At 38.8% G+C, this 17,465-nt stretch carries 20 protein-coding genes; 6 read left to right on the forward strand and 14 right to left on the reverse strand.

Annotated features, from left to right (window positions below; translation table 11 throughout):
• Window positions 1-210: 210 nt before the first annotated feature.
• The 4 genes from GQR46_RS04800 to GQR46_RS04815 form a co-directional block, all read right to left on the reverse strand.
• On the reverse strand, window positions 211-678 hold the full coding sequence (locus GQR46_RS04800; protein WP_165740185.1) for a glycine zipper 2TM domain-containing protein: 468 nt from the start codon (window positions 676-678) through the stop codon (window positions 211-213).
• A gap of 178 nt (window positions 679-856) precedes the next feature.
• Window positions 857-1,477, reverse strand: coding sequence for a penicillin-binding protein activator LpoB (gene lpoB, locus GQR46_RS04805; RefSeq protein ID WP_007375407.1), 621 nt, complete (start codon window positions 1,475-1,477; stop codon window positions 857-859).
• Window positions 1,478-1,488: 11 nt separating this feature from the next.
• On the reverse strand, window positions 1,489-1,914 hold the full coding sequence (locus GQR46_RS04810; RefSeq protein WP_007582549.1) for a YcfL family protein: 426 nt from the start codon (window positions 1,912-1,914) through the stop codon (window positions 1,489-1,491).
• A gap of 8 nt (window positions 1,915-1,922) precedes the next feature.
• Window positions 1,923-3,287, reverse strand: a complete 1,365-nt coding sequence (locus tag GQR46_RS04815) for an adenine DNA methylase (RefSeq protein WP_165727387.1) — start codon at window positions 3,285-3,287, stop codon at window positions 1,923-1,925.
• Between the two features lie 511 nt (window positions 3,288-3,798).
• On the opposite strand from GQR46_RS04815, the gene GQR46_RS04820 reads away from it, so the two are divergent.
• The gene (locus tag GQR46_RS04820; protein ID WP_165740186.1) at window positions 3,799-4,668 is read left to right on the forward strand and encodes a DMT family transporter; all 870 of its coding nucleotides are present in this window, start codon (window positions 3,799-3,801) and stop codon (window positions 4,666-4,668) included.
• Between the two features lie 23 nt (window positions 4,669-4,691).
• On the opposite strand, the gene GQR46_RS04825 is transcribed toward GQR46_RS04820, so the two are convergent.
• From GQR46_RS04825 to GQR46_RS04855, 7 genes are all read right to left on the reverse strand, one after another.
• Complete coding sequence (locus GQR46_RS04825) at window positions 4,692-5,378, reverse strand: M15 family metallopeptidase (RefSeq protein WP_165740189.1); 687 nt, start codon at window positions 5,376-5,378, stop codon at window positions 4,692-4,694.
• A complete protein-coding gene (dapE, locus tag GQR46_RS04830; protein ID WP_165740191.1) occupies window positions 5,378-6,508 on the reverse strand; it encodes a succinyl-diaminopimelate desuccinylase in 1,131 nt (376 codons plus the stop codon). The genes GQR46_RS04825 and dapE overlap by 1 nt, the downstream gene beginning before the upstream one ends.
• Window positions 6,508-6,852 carry an ArsC family reductase gene (locus GQR46_RS04835; RefSeq protein WP_165740192.1) on the reverse strand — a complete coding sequence of 115 codons (345 nt, stop codon included), beginning with the start codon at window positions 6,850-6,852 and terminating at the stop codon, window positions 6,508-6,510. Before GQR46_RS04835 ends, dapE begins: the two co-directional genes overlap by 1 nt.
• 4 nt (window positions 6,853-6,856) lie before the next feature.
• Window positions 6,857-7,354, reverse strand: a complete 498-nt coding sequence (locus tag GQR46_RS04840; protein ID WP_165740194.1) for a PTS glucose transporter subunit IIA — start codon at window positions 7,352-7,354, stop codon at window positions 6,857-6,859.
• A 3-nt stretch (window positions 7,355-7,357) separates the two neighbouring features.
• Complete coding sequence (locus GQR46_RS04845; protein WP_007582563.1) at window positions 7,358-7,744, reverse strand: ACT domain-containing protein; 387 nt, start codon at window positions 7,742-7,744, stop codon at window positions 7,358-7,360.
• Window positions 7,745-7,970: 226 nt separating this feature from the next.
• Window positions 7,971-10,130, reverse strand: a complete 2,160-nt coding sequence (gene pta, locus GQR46_RS04850; RefSeq protein WP_165727393.1) for a phosphate acetyltransferase — start codon at window positions 10,128-10,130, stop codon at window positions 7,971-7,973.
• A gap of 1 nt (window position 10,131) precedes the next feature.
• Window positions 10,132-11,346, reverse strand: coding sequence for an acetate kinase (locus tag GQR46_RS04855; protein WP_165727394.1), 1,215 nt, complete (start codon window positions 11,344-11,346; stop codon window positions 10,132-10,134).
• 284 nt (window positions 11,347-11,630) lie between these two features.
• On the opposite strand from GQR46_RS04855, the gene yfbV reads away from it, so the two are divergent.
• A complete protein-coding gene (yfbV, locus tag GQR46_RS04860; protein WP_007582569.1) occupies window positions 11,631-12,077 on the forward strand; it encodes a terminus macrodomain insulation protein YfbV in 447 nt (148 codons plus the stop codon).
• On the opposite strand, the gene GQR46_RS04865 is transcribed toward yfbV, so the two are convergent.
• Genes GQR46_RS04865 through xthA form a run of 3 tightly spaced genes read right to left on the reverse strand, consistent with a single transcriptional unit; the run spans window position 12,074 to window position 14,345 of the window.
• Window positions 12,074-12,889, reverse strand: coding sequence for a putative RNA methyltransferase (locus tag GQR46_RS04865; RefSeq protein WP_165727395.1), 816 nt, complete (start codon window positions 12,887-12,889; stop codon window positions 12,074-12,076). The genes yfbV and GQR46_RS04865 overlap by 4 nt on opposite strands.
• Complete coding sequence (locus tag GQR46_RS04870; protein WP_165727396.1) at window positions 12,886-13,533, reverse strand: energy-coupling factor ABC transporter permease; 648 nt, start codon at window positions 13,531-13,533, stop codon at window positions 12,886-12,888. The genes GQR46_RS04865 and GQR46_RS04870 overlap by 4 nt, the downstream gene beginning before the upstream one ends.
• A 5-nt stretch (window positions 13,534-13,538) precedes the next feature.
• A complete protein-coding gene (gene xthA, locus GQR46_RS04875) occupies window positions 13,539-14,345 on the reverse strand; it encodes an exodeoxyribonuclease III (protein ID WP_165740196.1) in 807 nt (268 codons plus the stop codon).
• Window positions 14,346-14,585: 240 nt separating this feature from the next.
• On the opposite strand from xthA, the gene GQR46_RS04880 reads away from it, so the two are divergent.
• The 4 genes from GQR46_RS04880 (at window position 14,586) to rluB (ending at window position 17,377) form a co-directional block, all read left to right on the forward strand.
• Window positions 14,586-15,017 (forward strand): hypothetical protein, encoded by a 432-nt coding sequence (locus GQR46_RS04880; RefSeq protein WP_007582577.1) that lies wholly within the window; start codon window positions 14,586-14,588, stop codon window positions 15,015-15,017.
• 227 nt (window positions 15,018-15,244) lie between these two features.
• The gene (locus tag GQR46_RS04885; RefSeq protein WP_165721507.1) at window positions 15,245-15,766 is read left to right on the forward strand and encodes an EF-hand domain-containing protein; all 522 of its coding nucleotides are present in this window, start codon (window positions 15,245-15,247) and stop codon (window positions 15,764-15,766) included.
• Window positions 15,767-15,917: 151 nt separating this feature from the next.
• Window positions 15,918-16,508: an SMC-Scp complex subunit ScpB gene (gene scpB, locus GQR46_RS04890; RefSeq protein ID WP_165740198.1), complete on the forward strand. Its 591-nt coding sequence runs from the start codon at window positions 15,918-15,920 to the stop codon at window positions 16,506-16,508.
• Window positions 16,505-17,377 (forward strand): 23S rRNA pseudouridine(2605) synthase RluB, encoded by an 873-nt coding sequence (rluB, locus tag GQR46_RS04895; protein ID WP_007582584.1) that lies wholly within the window; start codon window positions 16,505-16,507, stop codon window positions 17,375-17,377. Before scpB ends, rluB begins: the two co-directional genes overlap by 4 nt.
• The last annotated feature ends 88 nt before the right edge of the window (window positions 17,378-17,465 follow it).

Raw genomic sequence — 17,465 nt, forward strand, 5'->3', positions numbered from 1 at the left:
AGCTTCCGCGTCCTGCTCACGCCCCTTACCTACATCCATGTAGGCAAAAAAGAGTTAATTGCCGCTAGGCAGAACCCTTCGGGCAGCGCATGTTTGGCATTTATGCTGCGTTATCGCCTATTTATAGGGAAAAACCACATTTCATAGGCTCTGCTTTGTCTAAATACCAAACATTCTGCTGCAAATTCAACCACCAAAGTTCAGCACGGCCTAGTACGCTTTATCTACACGCACTGTGTTGTCGTTCAAGTACACTAATCTTACGTTATCGCCTTTGCTAAAACGCATTGATTGGTCCTGATCTTGAACAACCATAAACTGGTCGCCATTTTCAACTTGTATTAATAACTCTACAAAGTGATTTTGCTGATAATGACTTTGCTGCTGCCTATTATGTGCAACACTGCCGCCAATTACCGAACCTAATATTGTTGCTACTGTACGGCCGCTACCACCACCAAACTGGTTGCCTACTACGCCGCCGAGTAATGCACCACCAAAGGTTTGCCAGCCGTTGTTTTTGTCTTGAATGATTTCTTGCTCGGTAATATTGCGTACCGATTTTACGCCACCAAATAAAACTTGCTGCACAGGGACTGCTTTATTGCGCTCGTATTTAGCAAACGTAGGCGCGCTTATTGTAAGTAAAGCGCATATAATTACAGTAATTGCTTTCATAACTTGCTCCTTTTATACCAACCTGCATAAATCTTTGATCAATTTAACGAATTAAATTGCGCTATAACGTCGTTAAAAATTTTTTATTTAGAACAACTAAATACAAAAATTTTTGCCTAGTACTAGCGTAATTTTCTTAACGTTAAATAGACCCCATATATAAGCAGATTGGTATTGGCTACCAGCCAAAGGTTGATTTTTCTTTAGTTTTACGAATTTCAGTTTCGTCTGCCCACTCAACTAGGCCGCTTTCCATATCCATTAAACGCATTGTAAATTTGTAGTATACGTCTGATTTATCGGCATTTGATTTAACGATGCTTGATAAGTTTCCGTATAACATATATTGCGCACCAATTTGTTTACCAAATGCAACGGCTGTTGCAGGGTTAACAAGAGCATCTTCATTTTGAAACGTTAATTGCTCACGTACTGACTCAACACGGGTCATATCTACAAAACGGAACTTACCGCTGCGTAGCATTTGTGTTGAGATTGAATCGGTGATTGATTCTGTATCAATGTGCTCGCTGGTTTTATTTTTAATACGCTCAACAAATACTACAGGGCGTTTATTAGCGGTCATTGTGCCAACAACAGGTGAGCTGAGTAATGAGTCGGTCATTTGGCTCGCTACTTTTTGTAAGTCGGTAGAACCAAAATTAATATCTGTTGTTTCTACTGCTTGTGCATCGCCATAACTTACTACGGCTTTATTAGCACAGCCACTTAATACTAAAGCGCTCAAGCCAACTAAAGCGTAAGTTGATGCTGTTTTAAATTTGTTACTGATGATCATGGTTGTTTCCTTTAATCTTTAAATTCTTGTGATTCGGTAGACACTTCTCTTACTGCTAAAGAAAAGGTAACCGCATCAGAGCTAGGTGCTAAGCCCGGTAATTGTGTTTTTGCAAAACCAAATAAGGTGAGTGCTTGCCAAGGTGAATGATTGCCTTTAATAACAAAGCCGTCTTTATCAAACCAATTAAATTGATACTGCAAATACTGTGATTTTTTATACTGGCTCGAAAGTGTCACTACTACATCGGTTAACTGGTTGGTTTGACGTGTTTTAACATCAGTAATGGCCAGCTTTTTACCGAGCTCTGGATTATCTACACGTAATTGCTCATTAAACTGATTTTTATTTTGTTCAACGGAAATACCCGATGTAACCGGTTTACTGGAACATGCACTGAGCATTAAGACTGCTAATAATGGCGCTATGTATTTCATGATGGCTCCTAAAGTTGAACTACGTGGTAATTAAAGTAGTTATTAACGGAGGTTAAGTAAATTAACGTTAACCCTTGCTTACTAACGGTAAAATTTATAGGTGCTTGTGTGCCTATATGCAGAGAATGCTCACCTGTATTTAGGCTTTGCCTTGCAACACTTATTTGATTTGGAAGTGTAAGCCAGCTACGTGTATCAGCTTGCTCAGACGCCAAATTATAAATATTAGCAAGTATGTTACCTACATCACCGGCACTGCGAGCAAGTTCTGCACGCACTTTCTCTTTAGCTACTAATCTGAGTACTTGGCGAGCTACTTTTGCAGGTATTTGATCTTCTAATGTTTTTGCTGCAAGTGCTTCAATGTGTACTAATGGGCTCAGCTCTATGCTTTGTGCATCTATGTTTATATTATTAAGGCGGCGCACATAGGCATTATCTTTATACACTGGCATTGCAAGGCTGTAAAAGCGTGCATCGCCGCGTGATGAATAAATTGGTAAGCGCAGTTTAAATTCATCTTGTTTTGGTACTAAGCCTTGTTCAAATAAAACAATTACTTCGCCTTGCGTTGCAGAAATTGTGGGTGCATCACTAAAACGTTTTTTAAATTCACTTAGGTCTTGGTCAAATCCTTGTTTTTTAGCAAGGCGCATTACGTCCTGCTGTAAATAAATATTGTTAGGTTGTATAGCCAGTGCTTTTTTATAATCAATATAAGCATCGTCATACTGTTTAGCACTTTGATAAAGCAAAGCAGATAAATAAAATGTGTAGGCATTTTGAAAGCCATTTTTTACATCTCTGGTTACATTGCCCATGCTAGGGTAGTGCTGCTGCGCTTCTTTAACTGTTGAGTCGCCATCTGTTTTATTTTCGCTTAGTGCATCAACTTGTACTTTATTAGCGCGGCGAATTTCGACCAAAGCGCCTTCTACATCATTTTTATACACGTAGTTAAGTGCTTTATAACTATGAAGCATACTCATTTCGTAAGCCGGTGGCACATAAGTTATGGCTGAGTCGTTAGTAAATAACGCATTGCTTTGCTCAAGCCCCGCACTTACTTGTATTTTGGCGGCTTCACGTTTTTTTTGCATTTGCGTATACACGTTCTCAAATTTACCTTGTGCCTCTTGTGGCATATTGGCTAAGTCGTTTAAGCGAGCTTGCTCAAGTTGGTTGAGTAAGTAGCTGCTGTGCATGGTGCTATTATCGGCAATAAGGGATTGCGCTTCTTCGATATTGTTTTTCTCGATCGCATTTCTTATTGGTGTCATTTGCGTGGCATAGTCATTAAATAGGTCATTAAAGCCCATTGTGCTACACCCACTTAAAATACAACAAAAGCTTAAAATTATACTTAGGCGCACTGCGCACTCCTCTAAATTCACCTGTATACATTAACATATTATTTTTAGCTAAATGTGTGAAATATTGTAAAAAATCGTAGAGTAAAACTGCCTGCTAATAAAGAAATATAAAATGACATTGGTGAACAAAGTGTGAATTTTCTTGTTGGGTAACAATATTGAAATACTTAAGGTACTTTATTGGTCTTATTGAATACAATGATCCCTAAAGCGTAATGGTAAATGAATTTTTTAAATGAAGTAATTGATATTCACTAAGTCGTATACGAAAAATACTAAAAGGATATCTTGTGTTGTAGACACCGTATTTTGCAAATGCGGCTAAGATTTTAGTATAAATAATCTAATTTATTAAAACTAAATACTCCCTTTGCACAGTTATACCAATCCTGTTTAAATGTGCTGCTCAGTAAGCGGTTTTATAGGCGCTTATGACAATGTTTTTAGCTTAGTAGGTTAATTAATTAATTGAAATAACGCTGTAATTTGTTTTTATTGCTAAGGAATTTTTTTGAAAGCTACGTTGTACACAATAATTGCTTTAATTGCGTTTGCTGCAAACTCTCTTTTTTGCAGAATGGCTTTAGCCGAAGGCTATATAGATGCTTGGAACTTTACAGTTATTCGCTTACTCAGTGGTGCTGCGTGTTTGGGCATTATAATGGCTATTTATACTCATAATTTAAAACGAAAAGGCACTTTTAACCCCGCTATTTTAAGCGATAAAGGAAGCTGGCGAAGCAGTATAAGCCTATTAGTTTATGCACTTTGTTTTTCGATTGCATACGTAGAGCTGGATACAGGCACCGGTGCACTGATTTTGTTTTCAGCCGTGCAACTCACTATGATTGGCTGGGGTATATATCAAAAAGAGCAGTTGAGTGTGCTTCAGTGGTGCGCGTTTATAGTGGCGCTAGGTGGGTTTGTATATTTAATGCTGCCATCTGCTGCTGTACCTTCATTATTAGGTGCATCACTTATGGCACTCAGTGGTGTGGCATGGGGTATTTACAGTATTCGCGGTAAAGTGTGCGTATCGCCACTGCGTACTACGGGGTTTAACTTTATAAGAAGCTTAGTGGCTATCCCTGTTTTATTACTTGTTGGCATGAGTTATTTAAAAAATATGAGTATTGAAGGGGTTTTGCTTGCATGTGCCTCGGGTGCGATAGCGTCTGGAATTGGTTACAGTGTTTGGTATGTGGCTATGCCACTGCTTAAAAGTACCCAAGCTGCTGTTGTGCAGCTTTGTGTACCTGTACTTGCAGCCGTTGCTGGGGTCTTGTTTTTATCAGAGCAGGTAACAATGGAATTTATAGTAGCAAGCTCGTTAATATTAGGCGCTGTGCTGGTATTTATTTTAAATAAAAAGAAGATTTAATATCATTTAAGTTAACCTTCTTTTTAAGGGGGACTCACGTTTGTTACAAAGCGTGTATAAATAGCGGGTAAGTTATCAAGTATTGCCTGCTTACCCTGTAGTTCACTGTTTTTTATGCATTCAAAAAGTACTTGCTCGCTAAGCTTATTCACTAATAATTGTGATTGCTTAATATGGCTTATATGCCAAAGCTCAGGTGCGACACCACCTAAATCATGCTGGTAAGGGCGATAAAAGCCAAATTTATCTAAGTTAGTATCAAGCCAATTACTTAAAGGCGCAAACGGCCCACCTTGCAGATATTCATCGGGTGTTAGCTGTAGTTTATAATCATCACTTACCGCAGCTTTATCAAACACGTCTAAATCGGTGCCTAAATGGTGCCTGCTTGCCCCAGGTAATGCAGAGTAGAGCATTATTGCTATGCATTTATCTACATCATTTAATTTAGTTAAATCTACAACCTTTTGCTGGTTATTGAAAACAGGTCTAATACCTAAAAACTTATTATTCCAAATAATTGATTGACGATTAAAGTCGCGAAAACTTGAGGCAATAGTAAGCTCAAATCCTGCTTTTTGTGCTGCACTTTGCAGCGCTAAAAAGTCGCTGATAATAGCGCTGTGCAAGCGATGATTTTGTATATCAGTTAAATGTGTATCACTTTGCCCTGTGATACACATTATTGGTGTTGGTTTAGTTACATCCATTATGCTAAAAGTTGCTCTAATATTTGCTCGTAAATGTCGGTAAGGGCTATTAAATCATCGGTACTTACGCATTCATCTACTTTATGGATAGTGGCGTTACGTGGTCCAAGTTCAATTACTTTAGCCCCTGTTTGTGCAATAAAACGACCATCTGATGTACCACCCGTGGTTTCTAGATTAGTGGTTAAACCGGTTACTGATTTAATAGCTGTAACAGTGGCATCAACAAGCGGCCCGTGCTCGGTAATAAAAGGTAAGCCATTTACTATCCAACTTAATTCATAATTTAAGTTATGCTTTTGTAGAATGTCATTTACACGCTGTTGGAGTTGCTCATGTGTTACTTGCGTGCTAAATCTAAAGTTAAACTGTACTTCTAGATCACCCGGGATCACGTTACCAGCACCTGTGCCGCCATTAATATTCGAAATTTGAAAGCTGGTAGCAGGGAAGTATTCATTTCCGTTATCCCACACAGTTTGGCTAAGCTCAGTAAGGGCAGGCGTTGCTAGATGAATTGGGTTTTGTGCTAAATGTGGGTAGGCGACATGACCTTGTACGCCTTTAACCGTTAGGTAAGCGGTAAGTGAACCTCTTCGGCCATTTTTAACAACATCACCTAATACATCTCGTGATGAGGGTTCGCCTACTAGGCACATATCAATTTTTTCACCGCGTGCCTCTAGCGTATCTATTACACGTGTTGTGCCGTTTATAAACGGTCCTTCTTCGTCAGAAGTGATTAAAAAAGAAATCGAGCCTTTATGATCTGGATGTTTAGTAACAAAACGCTCTGTTGCTACAAGCATTGCGGCTAATGAGCCTTTCATATCGGCAGCGCCACGCCCGTGCAGTAGGCCATCTTTTATTAATCCTGAAAACGGCGGGTGTTGCCAATTTTTTTCAGGGCCTGTTGGTACAACGTCGGTGTGACCAGCAAAACAAAAGTGCGGCGATTGTGTGCCTTTTCGAGCCCAAGTATTAAGTGTGTCGGTAAAAAATAATGATTCTATATTAAAACCAACCGCAGCAAGGCGATCGTTTATCATTTGTTGGCAGCCAGCATCTTCGGGCGTTACCGATTCACATTGGATTAGCGCTTGGGCGAGTTGAGTTACGTCATTAGTCATTATTTAAAAACCTCGTCGTATTGGGCTGCTTTAAAACCTAAATGGTAACTGCCATTGTTTACCAGTACTGGACGTTTGATCATGGCAGGTTGTTCAACCAACAATGGGATAGCACTTTCTTTAGTTAGACTCTGTTTTTGCTCATCAGTTAATGCGCGATAAGTTGTTCCACGTTTATTAACGATTTGTTCCCAATCGAGCTTGTCTGCAAATTCACTCACCATTTGCTCATTTACACCATCTTTGCGGTAGTCATGAAACGTAAATTCGATGTTGTTATCAGTTAAATGTTTTTTAGCTTTTTTTATCGTATCGCAGTTGCTAATGCCGTATAGAGTGATCATAAATCTAGTTCTTCTTAATAATAGTTAATAGTGTGTCTTCACCCGCATTTACATGCGAGTGCGAGTAATGAAATGTGCCAAGGTTATGGCCGTTTAGTAAAATTAAACTAGCAAGCATTGGAGTATCAAGTTCTCGTAAATCAAAATAAGCAAGGCGTTGACCTTTGCATATTTTGCTACCATTGAGTTGCGCAATATGGGTATGCGTAATTGATTGCGAATCAAAAATAGTTAAGTTAATCAAGACTTTTAGACCATTATTAGCTTGTAGAATAAACTCAGTACCTGCATTTTTTACTTGTAATAAAGTTCCATCAAACGGTGATAAAATTTTATGACTTGTTAGTTGCACCATAATACCAGGGCCCAGAGTGCCAAAACGAAAAAAAGGTTCTGGATGCTCTTTCAGTTCAATTACTTTACCTGTAAATGGGCTGGTAATATTTATTGCATTAAGAGGCGTTTTATTTTGAGCTAAATAGTCAATTTTTTGAGCTTTCATAAGTTAGTTTACCACCACGTTATAACCCTCTTTTTTTAAAGCGGAAATAGCATTTTCTGCAGTGTGTTTTTTTATGAGAATATAATCAGTATCGTAGGTTGAGATTGAAAAGATAGAAATTTTAGCGCGCGCTAATACCCCTGAAATATTAGCCATAATTCCGGTTAACGAAAAGCCAAGTGGACCTACAACCTCTAAAGCTTGCCAGTCGGGTTCGGTATCCAGGCTTTTTACTTCAAAATCGCTTGGGCATACAATTGAAAGTTCATCATGGGTTTTAGAAATAAAAAACAAAGATTGCTTTAAAAGTGCCGCAGGTATGTCGGCATCTACATCTAAACTGTGTATAGATAAAATGGTGCTGTGTAATTGTAATGTTTGTTTTGACATTAAAAGCCTGCGAACAGCAATATTGATAGCTTTATAGTATAGATTATTGGCTTTAAATTAAAGGTGTAACAACGACTAACTCAGCAGTAAATAAGTAGATAAAAGAAGGGAGTAAAAACTTACCCACAATTTCTGTGGATAAGTATGGGGGTTGCAGGGTATAAATAACCTAACTAGTTAATTATTAAATAAATAATAGCTAGGCTATAAAAAGCACACGTTACGTTTAATGAGTAATTAGCGCTTCTGTTTGAGCTGCCTGAATGGCAGTTAAGGCGATTGTATACACAATATCATCAACTAATGCACCACGGCTTAAATCGTTTACAGGTTTACGCATACCTTGCAGCATAGGGCCAATACTTATCAAGTCGGCACTACGTTGTACTGCTTTATACGTGGTATTACCCGTATTTAAATCTGGGAATATAAATACGGTCGCTTTACCGGCTACAGGGCTGTTAGGTGCTTTTTTAAGTGCTACGTTTTCCATTATAGCTGCATCGTATTGTAGTGGGCCGTCGATAATTAGATCAGGACGTTTTTGTTTTGCTATTTTTGTGGCTTCACGTACTTTTTCAACATCGGCACCTGTACCAGAAGTGCCCGTGCTGTAGCTGATCATGGCAACACGCGGCTCTATGCCAAATGCAGCTGCAGAGTCGGCAGATTGAATCGCTATGTCTGCAAGTTGTTCAGCATTAGGGTCTGGGTTAATCGCACAGTCACCGTAAACTAACACTTGGTCAGGCAGTAGCATAAAAAATACAGATGATACTAGTGATGACCCTGGTGCTGTTTTAATCAATTGCAGTGGTGGGCGAATTGTATTTGCCGTAGTGTTTACTGCACCCGATACTAAACCGTCTACTTTACCTTGCTCAAGCATCATTGTACCCAGTACGACGTTATCTTGTAGTTGCTCTTGTGCTACTACGGCAGTTAGGCCTTTGCTTTTACGAATTTCGACCATAGGCGCAATATAATCATTAATAATGCTTTGAGGCTCGATAATACTTACATGTTCGTTTAGCTCAATACCTTGCTGCTGTGCAATGCGCATTATTTCTTCGCGATCGCCTAGTAATATAGTTTTAGCAATTCCGCGTTGACCACAAATAGCAGCCGCTTTAATTGTACGAGGTTCATTACCTTCTGGTAGAACCACGGTTTTACCTGCTTTACGCGCTTTAGTGGTAAGTAAGTAACGAAATGCGGGTGGTGATAACTTACGAGTTTTACCTACACTTTTAGCTAGAGTATCTAGCCAGCTTGAATTGATATGCTCTGCGTTGTGATCTTTTACTTTTTCAATACGCTGGTCATCATCATTTGGTACTTCCATATTAAAGTTATGCAGTAGTAATGATGTACGCCACGTGTCTGCATCGGTTGCGAGTATTGGTAAGCCGGTTTGCATGGCTTGCTCACACAAGGCCATAATACGTGGCTCTGGCTCAAAACCACCGGTGAGTAATATAGCACCAAGTTTAGTGCCGTTCATAGCAGATAAGCACGCAGCAACAAGTATGTCAGAGCGATCGCCCGGTGTTACTAATAAAGCGCCTGGCGTAAAATAATTTAAAATATTTGAAACCGTACGGGCACAAAAAGTAATACGGCGCAGACGACGATGAAGCATATCGCCTTCGTTAATAATCGTGGCTTTTAAGTATGCGCTTAAGTCTTTTACGCGCGGCGCTACTAAGTCAAAATCCCACGGGATTGCACCAAGTAACATAAACGGATTTTTTTTAAAAATAGGCAGGGAGGCTAAACGATTTAACTCGTTTTCAAGCTCTTCAGGTTTATAGGCATCGACTAAATCGGCGCGTGCACGACCTTCTTCATCAAGTGGCGCATTTACTTTATTAAAAATACAGCCCAGTACGCGAGGATGATCGATACCACCGTAGTTACCTGCTGCAATTTCAAGGCGGTCTTCTATTTGAGTAATGGTGTAATTACCTGGGGTAAGTACAAATACAATTTCGGCGCCGAGTGTTTGCGCAATTTCGCGGTTTACACGCCCAGCATAAGGTTGGCGACGAGTAGGTACCATACCTTCAATAATAGCGACTTCGTTATCGTTTATTTTACTTTCAAAGCGTTCAACAATTTCCTCTAGGAGGTCATCACCTTTACCGTCGCCAATCATTTGCTCAGCATAATCAAGTGCAAAAGGCATTGGTGGGTTGATAGGTGAGCCTTGAGTAACTATTTGCGTTGATTTTTCAGGGCCTGTTTCACCAGAACGTGGCTGAGCTATTGGTTTAAAAAAGTTAACTTTAACTGTTTTTTGTTCAAGTGCACGCACTAAACCAACTGATACCGACGTCAAACCCACACCGGTAGAAACAGGAATTAACATAATACGACGTGCCATATTAAAGCTCCTTTACAATATTTGCAGCATCAAGGGCAATAACCCATTCTTCATTGGTTGGCATTACAACTGCTTTGACGTGTGAATTTTTACAGCTAATAACGCCTTCTTGACCAAAGCGTGCATTGAGGTTGGCTTGCGGATTACAATTAATGCCTAAAAAGGCAAGTTGTGTAATTACTTTTTCACGAATAATATCTGAGTTTTCACCAATACCACCAGTAAATATAACAGCATCAAGGCGCTGTAATGGCACCATATACGCCGCGATTTGTTTTGAAAGTCGGTAGCAAAACATTTCAATTGCGAGTATCGCTTTTTTATCACCGGCTATAGCGGCTTCTTCAATGGTACGGCAATCGTTAGAAAGCTCGCTAATACCTAACAAGCCACTTTTTTGATTTAGTAGGTTATCTATTTGCTGGGCTGTGTAATCAAGTTGAGTGGTTAAAAAGTTAAATAAACCAGGGTCAATATCGCCGCTACGTGTGCCCATTATCAGCCCCTCTAGAGGCGTTAGTCCCATGCTGGTATCAACACTCTTACCATTTTTAATAGCGCATACAGAACAGCCGTTGCCTAAGTGGGCACTAATAAAATTGCTTTGCTCGATAGGTTGCTCAAGTAACTTTGCTGTTTGCCCTGCAACATAAAAATGACTTGTGCCGTGAAAACCATAACGCCTAACACCAAACTCGGTGTACAACTTATATGGAAGAGCGTAAAGAAAGGCAACTTCATTCATAGTTTGGTGAAATGCAGTATCAAACACCGCGACTTGTGGCAAACCTTCAAACGATGCCTGCGCCGACGATATACCTAGTAAATTAGCGTGCCCATGAAGCGGCGCAAGCGTTGCCGACTGTGTAATGCCTGCAATTACTTTTTCGTCAATCAATACCGATCGCGTAAAGTGCTCGCCGCCATGTACAACACGATGGCCCACTGCGATAAGTTGCTCGTCTAAGTTGTGATCTTTTATTAAGCTTACAAGCGTATTTATAGCCTTAGCATGTGCTTGATTAGCCGCTAAGTCGATAACTGTTTTAGTACCATTAAATTTGTATTTAATAGAGGGTGCTTTAGCGCCTAAGCGTTCAGCAAGGCCTGAAATAATTTCGTGACCATCGTTCGCATCAATAATGGCAAACTTTAAGCTAGAGCTACCACAATTTAAAACTAAAACGTGTTGTGATTCAGGAGAGGTTGTTGGCATAGATTCAATTTCCATAAACAAATTTAGTAAGTAAACGTTAATTCGTAATCGTTACACTTACGGTATTAAGTAAAGCTAAAACAATTGAATGTTCAATTGCAAAGTGGTTAACGCAATGTTAAATACTTTACCTTAATTGAGATGTTTAAGTTAGGATTGTTCGCCATTAAAAGGTAAATTTAAGCTGTTTTACTGAGAAAGTGTAACTCTTTCATTTTGTGTTACACTTTGCGTATAGCTCGTTTTTCCATTGTATTTAAAAGCAGTATCTGTGAGGAGTCATGATGCAAAAAAGTGTGATGTCACAACTACAAACTGGCCGTTTGTATGGTAAAAAATGGCCAATGCGCAAAGAGCTTGCGCCCTTATTTTTAGAGTTTAGAGTAATTAGAGCGACTGAGCTTGCCATTACAGTAATGCCAATCTTAGCCATGCTAACATTGTTTTTTCAGCTAAATTACTTGGGTTCTGATTTTTTACCGCAAGCCATTGCAAGTGCATTATTTTTTATATCGCTACCATTACAAGGTTTATTTTGGTTGGGTAAGCGAGCGCAAACGCCTTTAGAGCCTGCGATGCAAAAATGGTATAACGAGCTGTACACTAAAATGGCAGCTAATGGATATCAAACGCAGTTAAGTGAAAACAAGCCCCGTTATATGGAGCTTGCCAATTTACTTAAAGATATGTTTGATAAAATGGACAGGGCGTTTACTAAAGAGCAGTTTTAGAGAGTTACATCATTATCTATTTTGGTAAACTGAGTAATATAAAACGATAAGGTGACAGTGTGTTCACCTTTTTCTTCGAGTGCTGTCCAGTGCTCGGGTCTAAATTTCCATGCAAATGGCGTCATCATTATTAAGTTTTTAATATCAGTAAAGCTAAGCGCTACATGCTCTGTTAAAAGGATCTGCTCTGATTTTTGAAACCCTTTTGGAGTGGCTATTTCAGTATGTTCGTTTACTTCTGAATATATATACGATTTTAGCTCTTTTAAATGACAGGGTCCTGGGCTTGCAACCACTAATGTTGCGTTTTGATTTGCTAGGCGTTCAAGCTCTTGCTCAAATAAAGGTGCAAATACGCTAACAAGTACATCAGCAAATTGGCTTTTAAAGGGAGCTTGGCTGATTGATGCCACACTAAAATGGCAATTAGGGTAGCGCTTTGCTGCATATTTAACCGCTGATTTTGAAATATCGACACCGTATACAACAGCATTTGTTTTATTCGCTATTGCTTGGGTATAAAACCCTTCACCGCATCCTAAATCAATAATAGTTTTTGCACTTATATTACTGATTATATCACTAAGGCTTTGCTGTAAAAAACGATAATACCCACGCTCTAAAAATGCACGTCTGGCTTGTACCATTTCAAGTGAATCACCCGGCTGTTTTGAATTTTTCTGTTGCACAGGCAGTAAATTAACATAGCCTTCTTTAGCAAAATCAAAGCTGTGGTTGTTAGCACAACGAAGTGTTGAATCAGTTTTCAAAAGTGCTAGGTTACACAGGGGGCATTGATATTCAAGACTCATGAGCCTAGGTAGTCCTTATCGTAAAAAGTTTTTACCCAATGCGGGCGATAGGTGATCATAATTGTTATAGCCATGCCGTTGAGCATTGCTTCAGGAAACCAAATTATGGCACTTAAATAAACGTAGTTATCTGCAAGTTCTTGCCAATTGTATTGCCCTATAGCTAAGTAAAATAAAGCACCTAGGCTTATTTTTATACAGGCTATAAATCCTGCGGTTATAAACGCACAAACAAATATATAGACAAAAAAATGACGAGGTAAATATTGGTAACTAATTATAAAGCCAAGATAGCTCAATAAAATAGGAATAAACGCACCAATAAGCAGTTGTACTGGTAACAGCTCAAGTTCAATTTGACCAAAGGCAGCGAGTAGGGCTGTGGCAAGTAGGCTACTTAAAATAGTCAACCGCCAGCCTAAAATTAATGTAGCAGCCGTAACACCTAGTATGTGTAAATCAAGGCCAGTTAAAATGCCAGCCTTTATTCGCCAAAGCACTGCAAACACTAACGCACACGCAAGTACGCCAGTTTGACGGACTGGCGTATTAAGCAATGTTTTATATGTTTTTTTATCAAAGCTTAATAGAGCAATAATAATTACAAGAGCCCAAAGTAGCCCCTGCATTGTTAGGCTGAGCATAATAATTACTTAAATGTTGACCATATAGGGGCATGATCTGACGGTTTTTCAATACCGCGAAGTTCGTAATCAATACCTGTATCTATGCAGCGTGCTGCAAGCTCATTGGTTGCAAGCACTACATCTATACGAAGTCCTCGATTATCTACAAACCCTTTAGAGCGATAGTCAAACCATGAGTATTGATCGTCTGTTTCGGGGTTTTGCTCTCTAAAGGTGTCTTTAAAACCCCAATTGAGTAATGTTGCAAGCCATTCACGCTCTACCGGTTGGAAAGAACATTTACCCGTTTTTAACCAACGTTTAGCATTTACTTCGCCAATACCAATATCTAAATCGGTAGGTGATATGTTGATATCACCCATAACGATGACGTCTTGATCGGGTGTGTGATTGGTTTCAAGGTGTGTCATTAAATCTTTATAAAATTGACGTTTATAAGGGAATTTAGCTTCGTGATTAATATTATCACCTTGTGGGAAATAGCCATTCATGACAGTAAGGTCGCGACCGTTTTCTTGTTCAACAGTGACGCTTATCATGCGTTTTTGCGATTCATCTGTATCGGTGGCAAAACCTTTTAAGACCGATTTAGGCTCTTTTTTGCATAACATAGCTACGCCATAATGCGCTTTTTGACCATGAAAGTAGACGTGATATCCCATTTTTTGTACATCTTCTAATGGGAATGCTTCGTCGTGAACTTTAATCTCTTGCAAGCCAATAACGTCTGGTTGATGTTTGTCGATAATTGCTTGTAATTGGTGAAGACGAGCACGCAGACCATTGATATTGAAAGAAATCACTTTCATAAAATTTACCTTAAAATTGGTTCTATTTAATAGATTAAATTGTATCAGTAAATACGCGTACATAACATGACTGAATTGAGATAATAGCTGCGCAAATGTTGATCAAATGATGGGTAAAGTTTAAACATTGTGAATACAATATTAATTATTTAAATAAATAAAAAATTCAATTGAACTTAACTTTATTGAATATATAATGCGCGAAATTCACTTGTTTAGCTCGTTCAAATAGGATCTCTCATGAAAACTCAACTACTTTTAGCCACTGCTTTACTAGCATCTGCAACTGCGTCAGCTCAAAGCAATACTTACTTTAGCCAAGATAACAAAATTGAGTCTAAGTTATGTGTACTAAGTGCAAACGAAGGCTTTAGCGTTGCTCGTAAAGAAGCTGCCCAGCACGGTGTTTACCTATCTCGTTTTTCTAAAAGCATTTTATGTAATGGTGAAGATATTCGTGATATTGCTAAAAAAACGACATTAAGCAACGCATCAGTTGAGAAAGTAGAAGTATTTGCAAAAGACGCTCAACAAGAAACTCAATTATGTATGACGGCTTTAAAACAAGGTTTAGCACCTGTTCGTCAAAAAATTGGTAACCTAAACTCATTAAAATGTAATGGTCAAAACGTTACTGAGTTTGTTAAACGCTACCAAAACGCAGCAATCTAATTATTAGCTTAACTATAATAAGTAAATTTGAAATGCCTGGTTTTTACCGGGTATTTTTTTGCAAAAATTACAAGGTTGTTTGCAAAGCTTGCAAGCTTAACTTATTGAAACTGTTTAATAAATATACCGATCGAGATTAAGTTATTGATTATTATAAGTTAACTATTATTGGCATTGGATTTGTATTAGTTAAAGTGACATTTAATTAATTACGAAGGATACGTCTTATGAAAAAGTTAACATTAGCAGCCACTATTTTAGCATCATTAAGCCTAGCGGCTTGTTCATCTAATCAAGGTCTTGAAAGAATAGACAGTGACTTTGCAAGTTTAGATAATGATAGCGATGGCTACATCTCAAAAGTTGAAGCTGATGACGATAGCATTTGGGGCCATTTTTCAAATATTGATACCAATATGGATAACGAAATTAGCCGCAAAGAATTTAACACTTATATGAAGCTTAATAATGGCAAAGTAGCCACTGATTCTGAAGTAAGTGAGTCGGCATTTAAAGCTGAAATTGCTAAATTCGATAAAATTGAAAGCAGCTTTGCAAGTCTAGATAACGACAGCAATGGCTATATCTCGGTAGTTGAAGGTAACGATGATGATATTTCAAATCATTTTGGTTACATGGATAAAAACCAAGATAAGCGCATTAGTAAAAGCGAGTTTATGGGTTACATTAAAAAATACGGTAACGCAGTAGCTGAAGATGATGCATTAGAAGCTTTTAAAAGTAACTAATAGTTACCATTTTAGTAAGTAAGATTAAAGCCAGTGCTAGTCACTGGCTTTTTTGTGTTTTAAATTTAGTTATTTGATAGATATATTTTCCTAGTTTGGTGTTGTTCTGTCATAATAGATGGCTGTGTATTTTTATTTGTTAAGAGTGTGTATGTCGGGTCGGCGAATTAGTGATGAACAACTAGTTGAGATCATTGAAGCAGCTATTTTTGTTGCAGATAAGCCTGTTAGTAAACGCCACCTTAAAGACATCGTATTAATAGATTTAGCTATTTCTATGACGCGAATAAATGACGCAATAGATACAATACAAGAACATTTTCAAACTCGTGGTATTCGCTTAGTTGAAGTTGGTAGTGGGTATCGGTTTCAGGCATGCAGTAGTTTAAGCCCTTGGTTAAATAACTTGTGGCAAGAACGCGCACCAAAATACTCGCGTGCTTTACTGGAAACATTATCACTTATTGCATACCGGCAGCCCATTACACGCGGCGAAATTGAGCAAGTAAGAGGTGTTACTACGGGTTCGAATATTATTAAAACCTTACTCGAAAGAGAGTGGGTTAAAGTGGTAGGGCATAAAGAGGTTCCGGGAAAGCCGGCTTTATATGCAACTACTAAGCAATTTTTAGATTATTTTTCGTTAACTGGACTTGAAAATTTACCTGCGTTGCCAACAGAGCAGCAAAGTAAAATTAACCAGTTATTGAGCGATCCTTCTGTGAGAGAACCATCCGAATGAGTATTATACAAGGTGAAAAGTTACAAAAAGTCTTAGCCCGTGCAGGCGTAGGCTCACGCCGTGAAATGGAAAAATACATTGACGCAAACCGCGTTAGTGTAAACGGTAAAGTGGCAAAGTTAGGTGACCGTGTTGAAGAAACCGATTTGATTCGTGTTGACGGACACAGTGTAAAAATCGAAGAAAAAGCAGACCGAATCTGTCGTGTGATTATGTATAACAAACCAGAAGGTGAGTTAAGCACACGTAAAGATCCTGAAGGGCGTCGTACTGTATTTGACCGACTTCCGCGTATTGATGGCGATCGCTGGATTGCTGTTGGTCGACTAGACGTTAATACATCGGGTTTAATGCTTTTTACAAACGATGGTGAACTGGCAAACCGTTTAATGCACCCAAGCTATGAAGTAGAGCGTGAATACTCTGCACGTGTATTTGGTGAAGTAACCAACGAGACGGTTAAAAACTTACTACGCGGTGTTGAGCTTGAAGATGGTCCAGCCAAATTCACGACTGTAACCCCTATGGGTGGCGAAGGCGTTAACCGTTGGTTTAACGTAACGTTAAATGAAGGGCGTAACCGTGAAGTTCGTCGTTTATGGCAGTCTCAAGATGCGGAAGTATCTCGTCTTATTCGTATTCGTTACGGTAAACTAGAGCTTGATAAGCGCGTGCCACAAGGTGGTTGGATGGAGTATGATTTAGAAACAGTAAACTACTTGCGTAAAACCGTTAAATTAGGCCGCGAAACACAAACTAAGCTTTCTGTTATGCCTGAAAAACGCAAAGATAAACGCGCTAAAATCAACCAAATTCGTAAAGCAGTTAAAAAACACAATCAGCGTGTTAAGCCGACTAAACGTAAATAATCAATTAGTTATTTATTGAACACAAAAAAGCCGCTAATTGCTAACACCATTCAGTTAAGCATGTTTTGACTTAATGGTGTACCGAGTT

Source organism: Pseudoalteromonas sp. Z1A6 (assembly GCF_011378745.1).
Lineage (GTDB): Bacteria > Pseudomonadota > Gammaproteobacteria > Enterobacterales > Alteromonadaceae > Pseudoalteromonas > Pseudoalteromonas arctica.

Bases quoted from the DNA above. Each gene is read 5' to 3' on its own strand.
- GQR46_RS04800 (WP_165740185.1), bottom strand. From the start codon at position 678: ATGAAAGCAATTACTGTAATTATATGCGCTTTACTTACAATAAGCGCG.
- lpoB (WP_007375407.1), bottom strand. From the start codon at position 1,477: ATGATCATCAGTAACAAATTTAAAACAGCATCAACTTACGCTTTAGTT.
- GQR46_RS04810 (WP_007582549.1), bottom strand. From the start codon at position 1,914: ATGAAATACATAGCGCCATTATTAGCAGTCTTAATGCTCAGTGCATGT.
- GQR46_RS04825 (WP_165740189.1), bottom strand. From the start codon at position 5,378: ATGGATGTAACTAAACCAACACCAATAATGTGTATCACAGGGCAAAGT.
- dapE (WP_165740191.1), bottom strand. From the start codon at position 6,508: ATGACTAATGACGTAACTCAACTCGCCCAAGCGCTAATCCAATGTGAA.
- GQR46_RS04835 (WP_165740192.1), bottom strand. From the start codon at position 6,852: ATGATCACTCTATACGGCATTAGCAACTGCGATACGATAAAAAAAGCT.
- GQR46_RS04840 (WP_165740194.1), bottom strand. From the start codon at position 7,354: ATGAAAGCTCAAAAAATTGACTATTTAGCTCAAAATAAAACGCCTCTT.
- GQR46_RS04845 (WP_007582563.1), bottom strand. From the start codon at position 7,744: ATGTCAAAACAAACATTACAATTACACAGCACCATTTTATCTATACAC.
- pta (WP_165727393.1), bottom strand. From the start codon at position 10,130: ATGGCACGTCGTATTATGTTAATTCCTGTTTCTACCGGTGTGGGTTTG.
- GQR46_RS04855 (WP_165727394.1), bottom strand. From the start codon at position 11,346: ATGCCAACAACCTCTCCTGAATCACAACACGTTTTAGTTTTAAATTGT.
- yfbV (WP_007582569.1), top strand. From the start codon at position 11,631: ATGCAAAAAAGTGTGATGTCACAACTACAAACTGGCCGTTTGTATGGT.
- GQR46_RS04865 (WP_165727395.1), bottom strand. From the start codon at position 12,889: ATGAGTCTTGAATATCAATGCCCCCTGTGTAACCTAGCACTTTTGAAA.
- GQR46_RS04870 (WP_165727396.1), bottom strand. From the start codon at position 13,533: ATGCTCAGCCTAACAATGCAGGGGCTACTTTGGGCTCTTGTAATTATT.
- xthA (WP_165740196.1), bottom strand. From the start codon at position 14,345: ATGAAAGTGATTTCTTTCAATATCAATGGTCTGCGTGCTCGTCTTCAC.
- GQR46_RS04880 (WP_007582577.1), top strand. From the start codon at position 14,586: ATGAAAACTCAACTACTTTTAGCCACTGCTTTACTAGCATCTGCAACT.
- GQR46_RS04885 (WP_165721507.1), top strand. From the start codon at position 15,245: ATGAAAAAGTTAACATTAGCAGCCACTATTTTAGCATCATTAAGCCTA.
- scpB (WP_165740198.1), top strand. From the start codon at position 15,918: ATGTCGGGTCGGCGAATTAGTGATGAACAACTAGTTGAGATCATTGAA.
- rluB (WP_007582584.1), top strand. From the start codon at position 16,505: ATGAGTATTATACAAGGTGAAAAGTTACAAAAAGTCTTAGCCCGTGCA.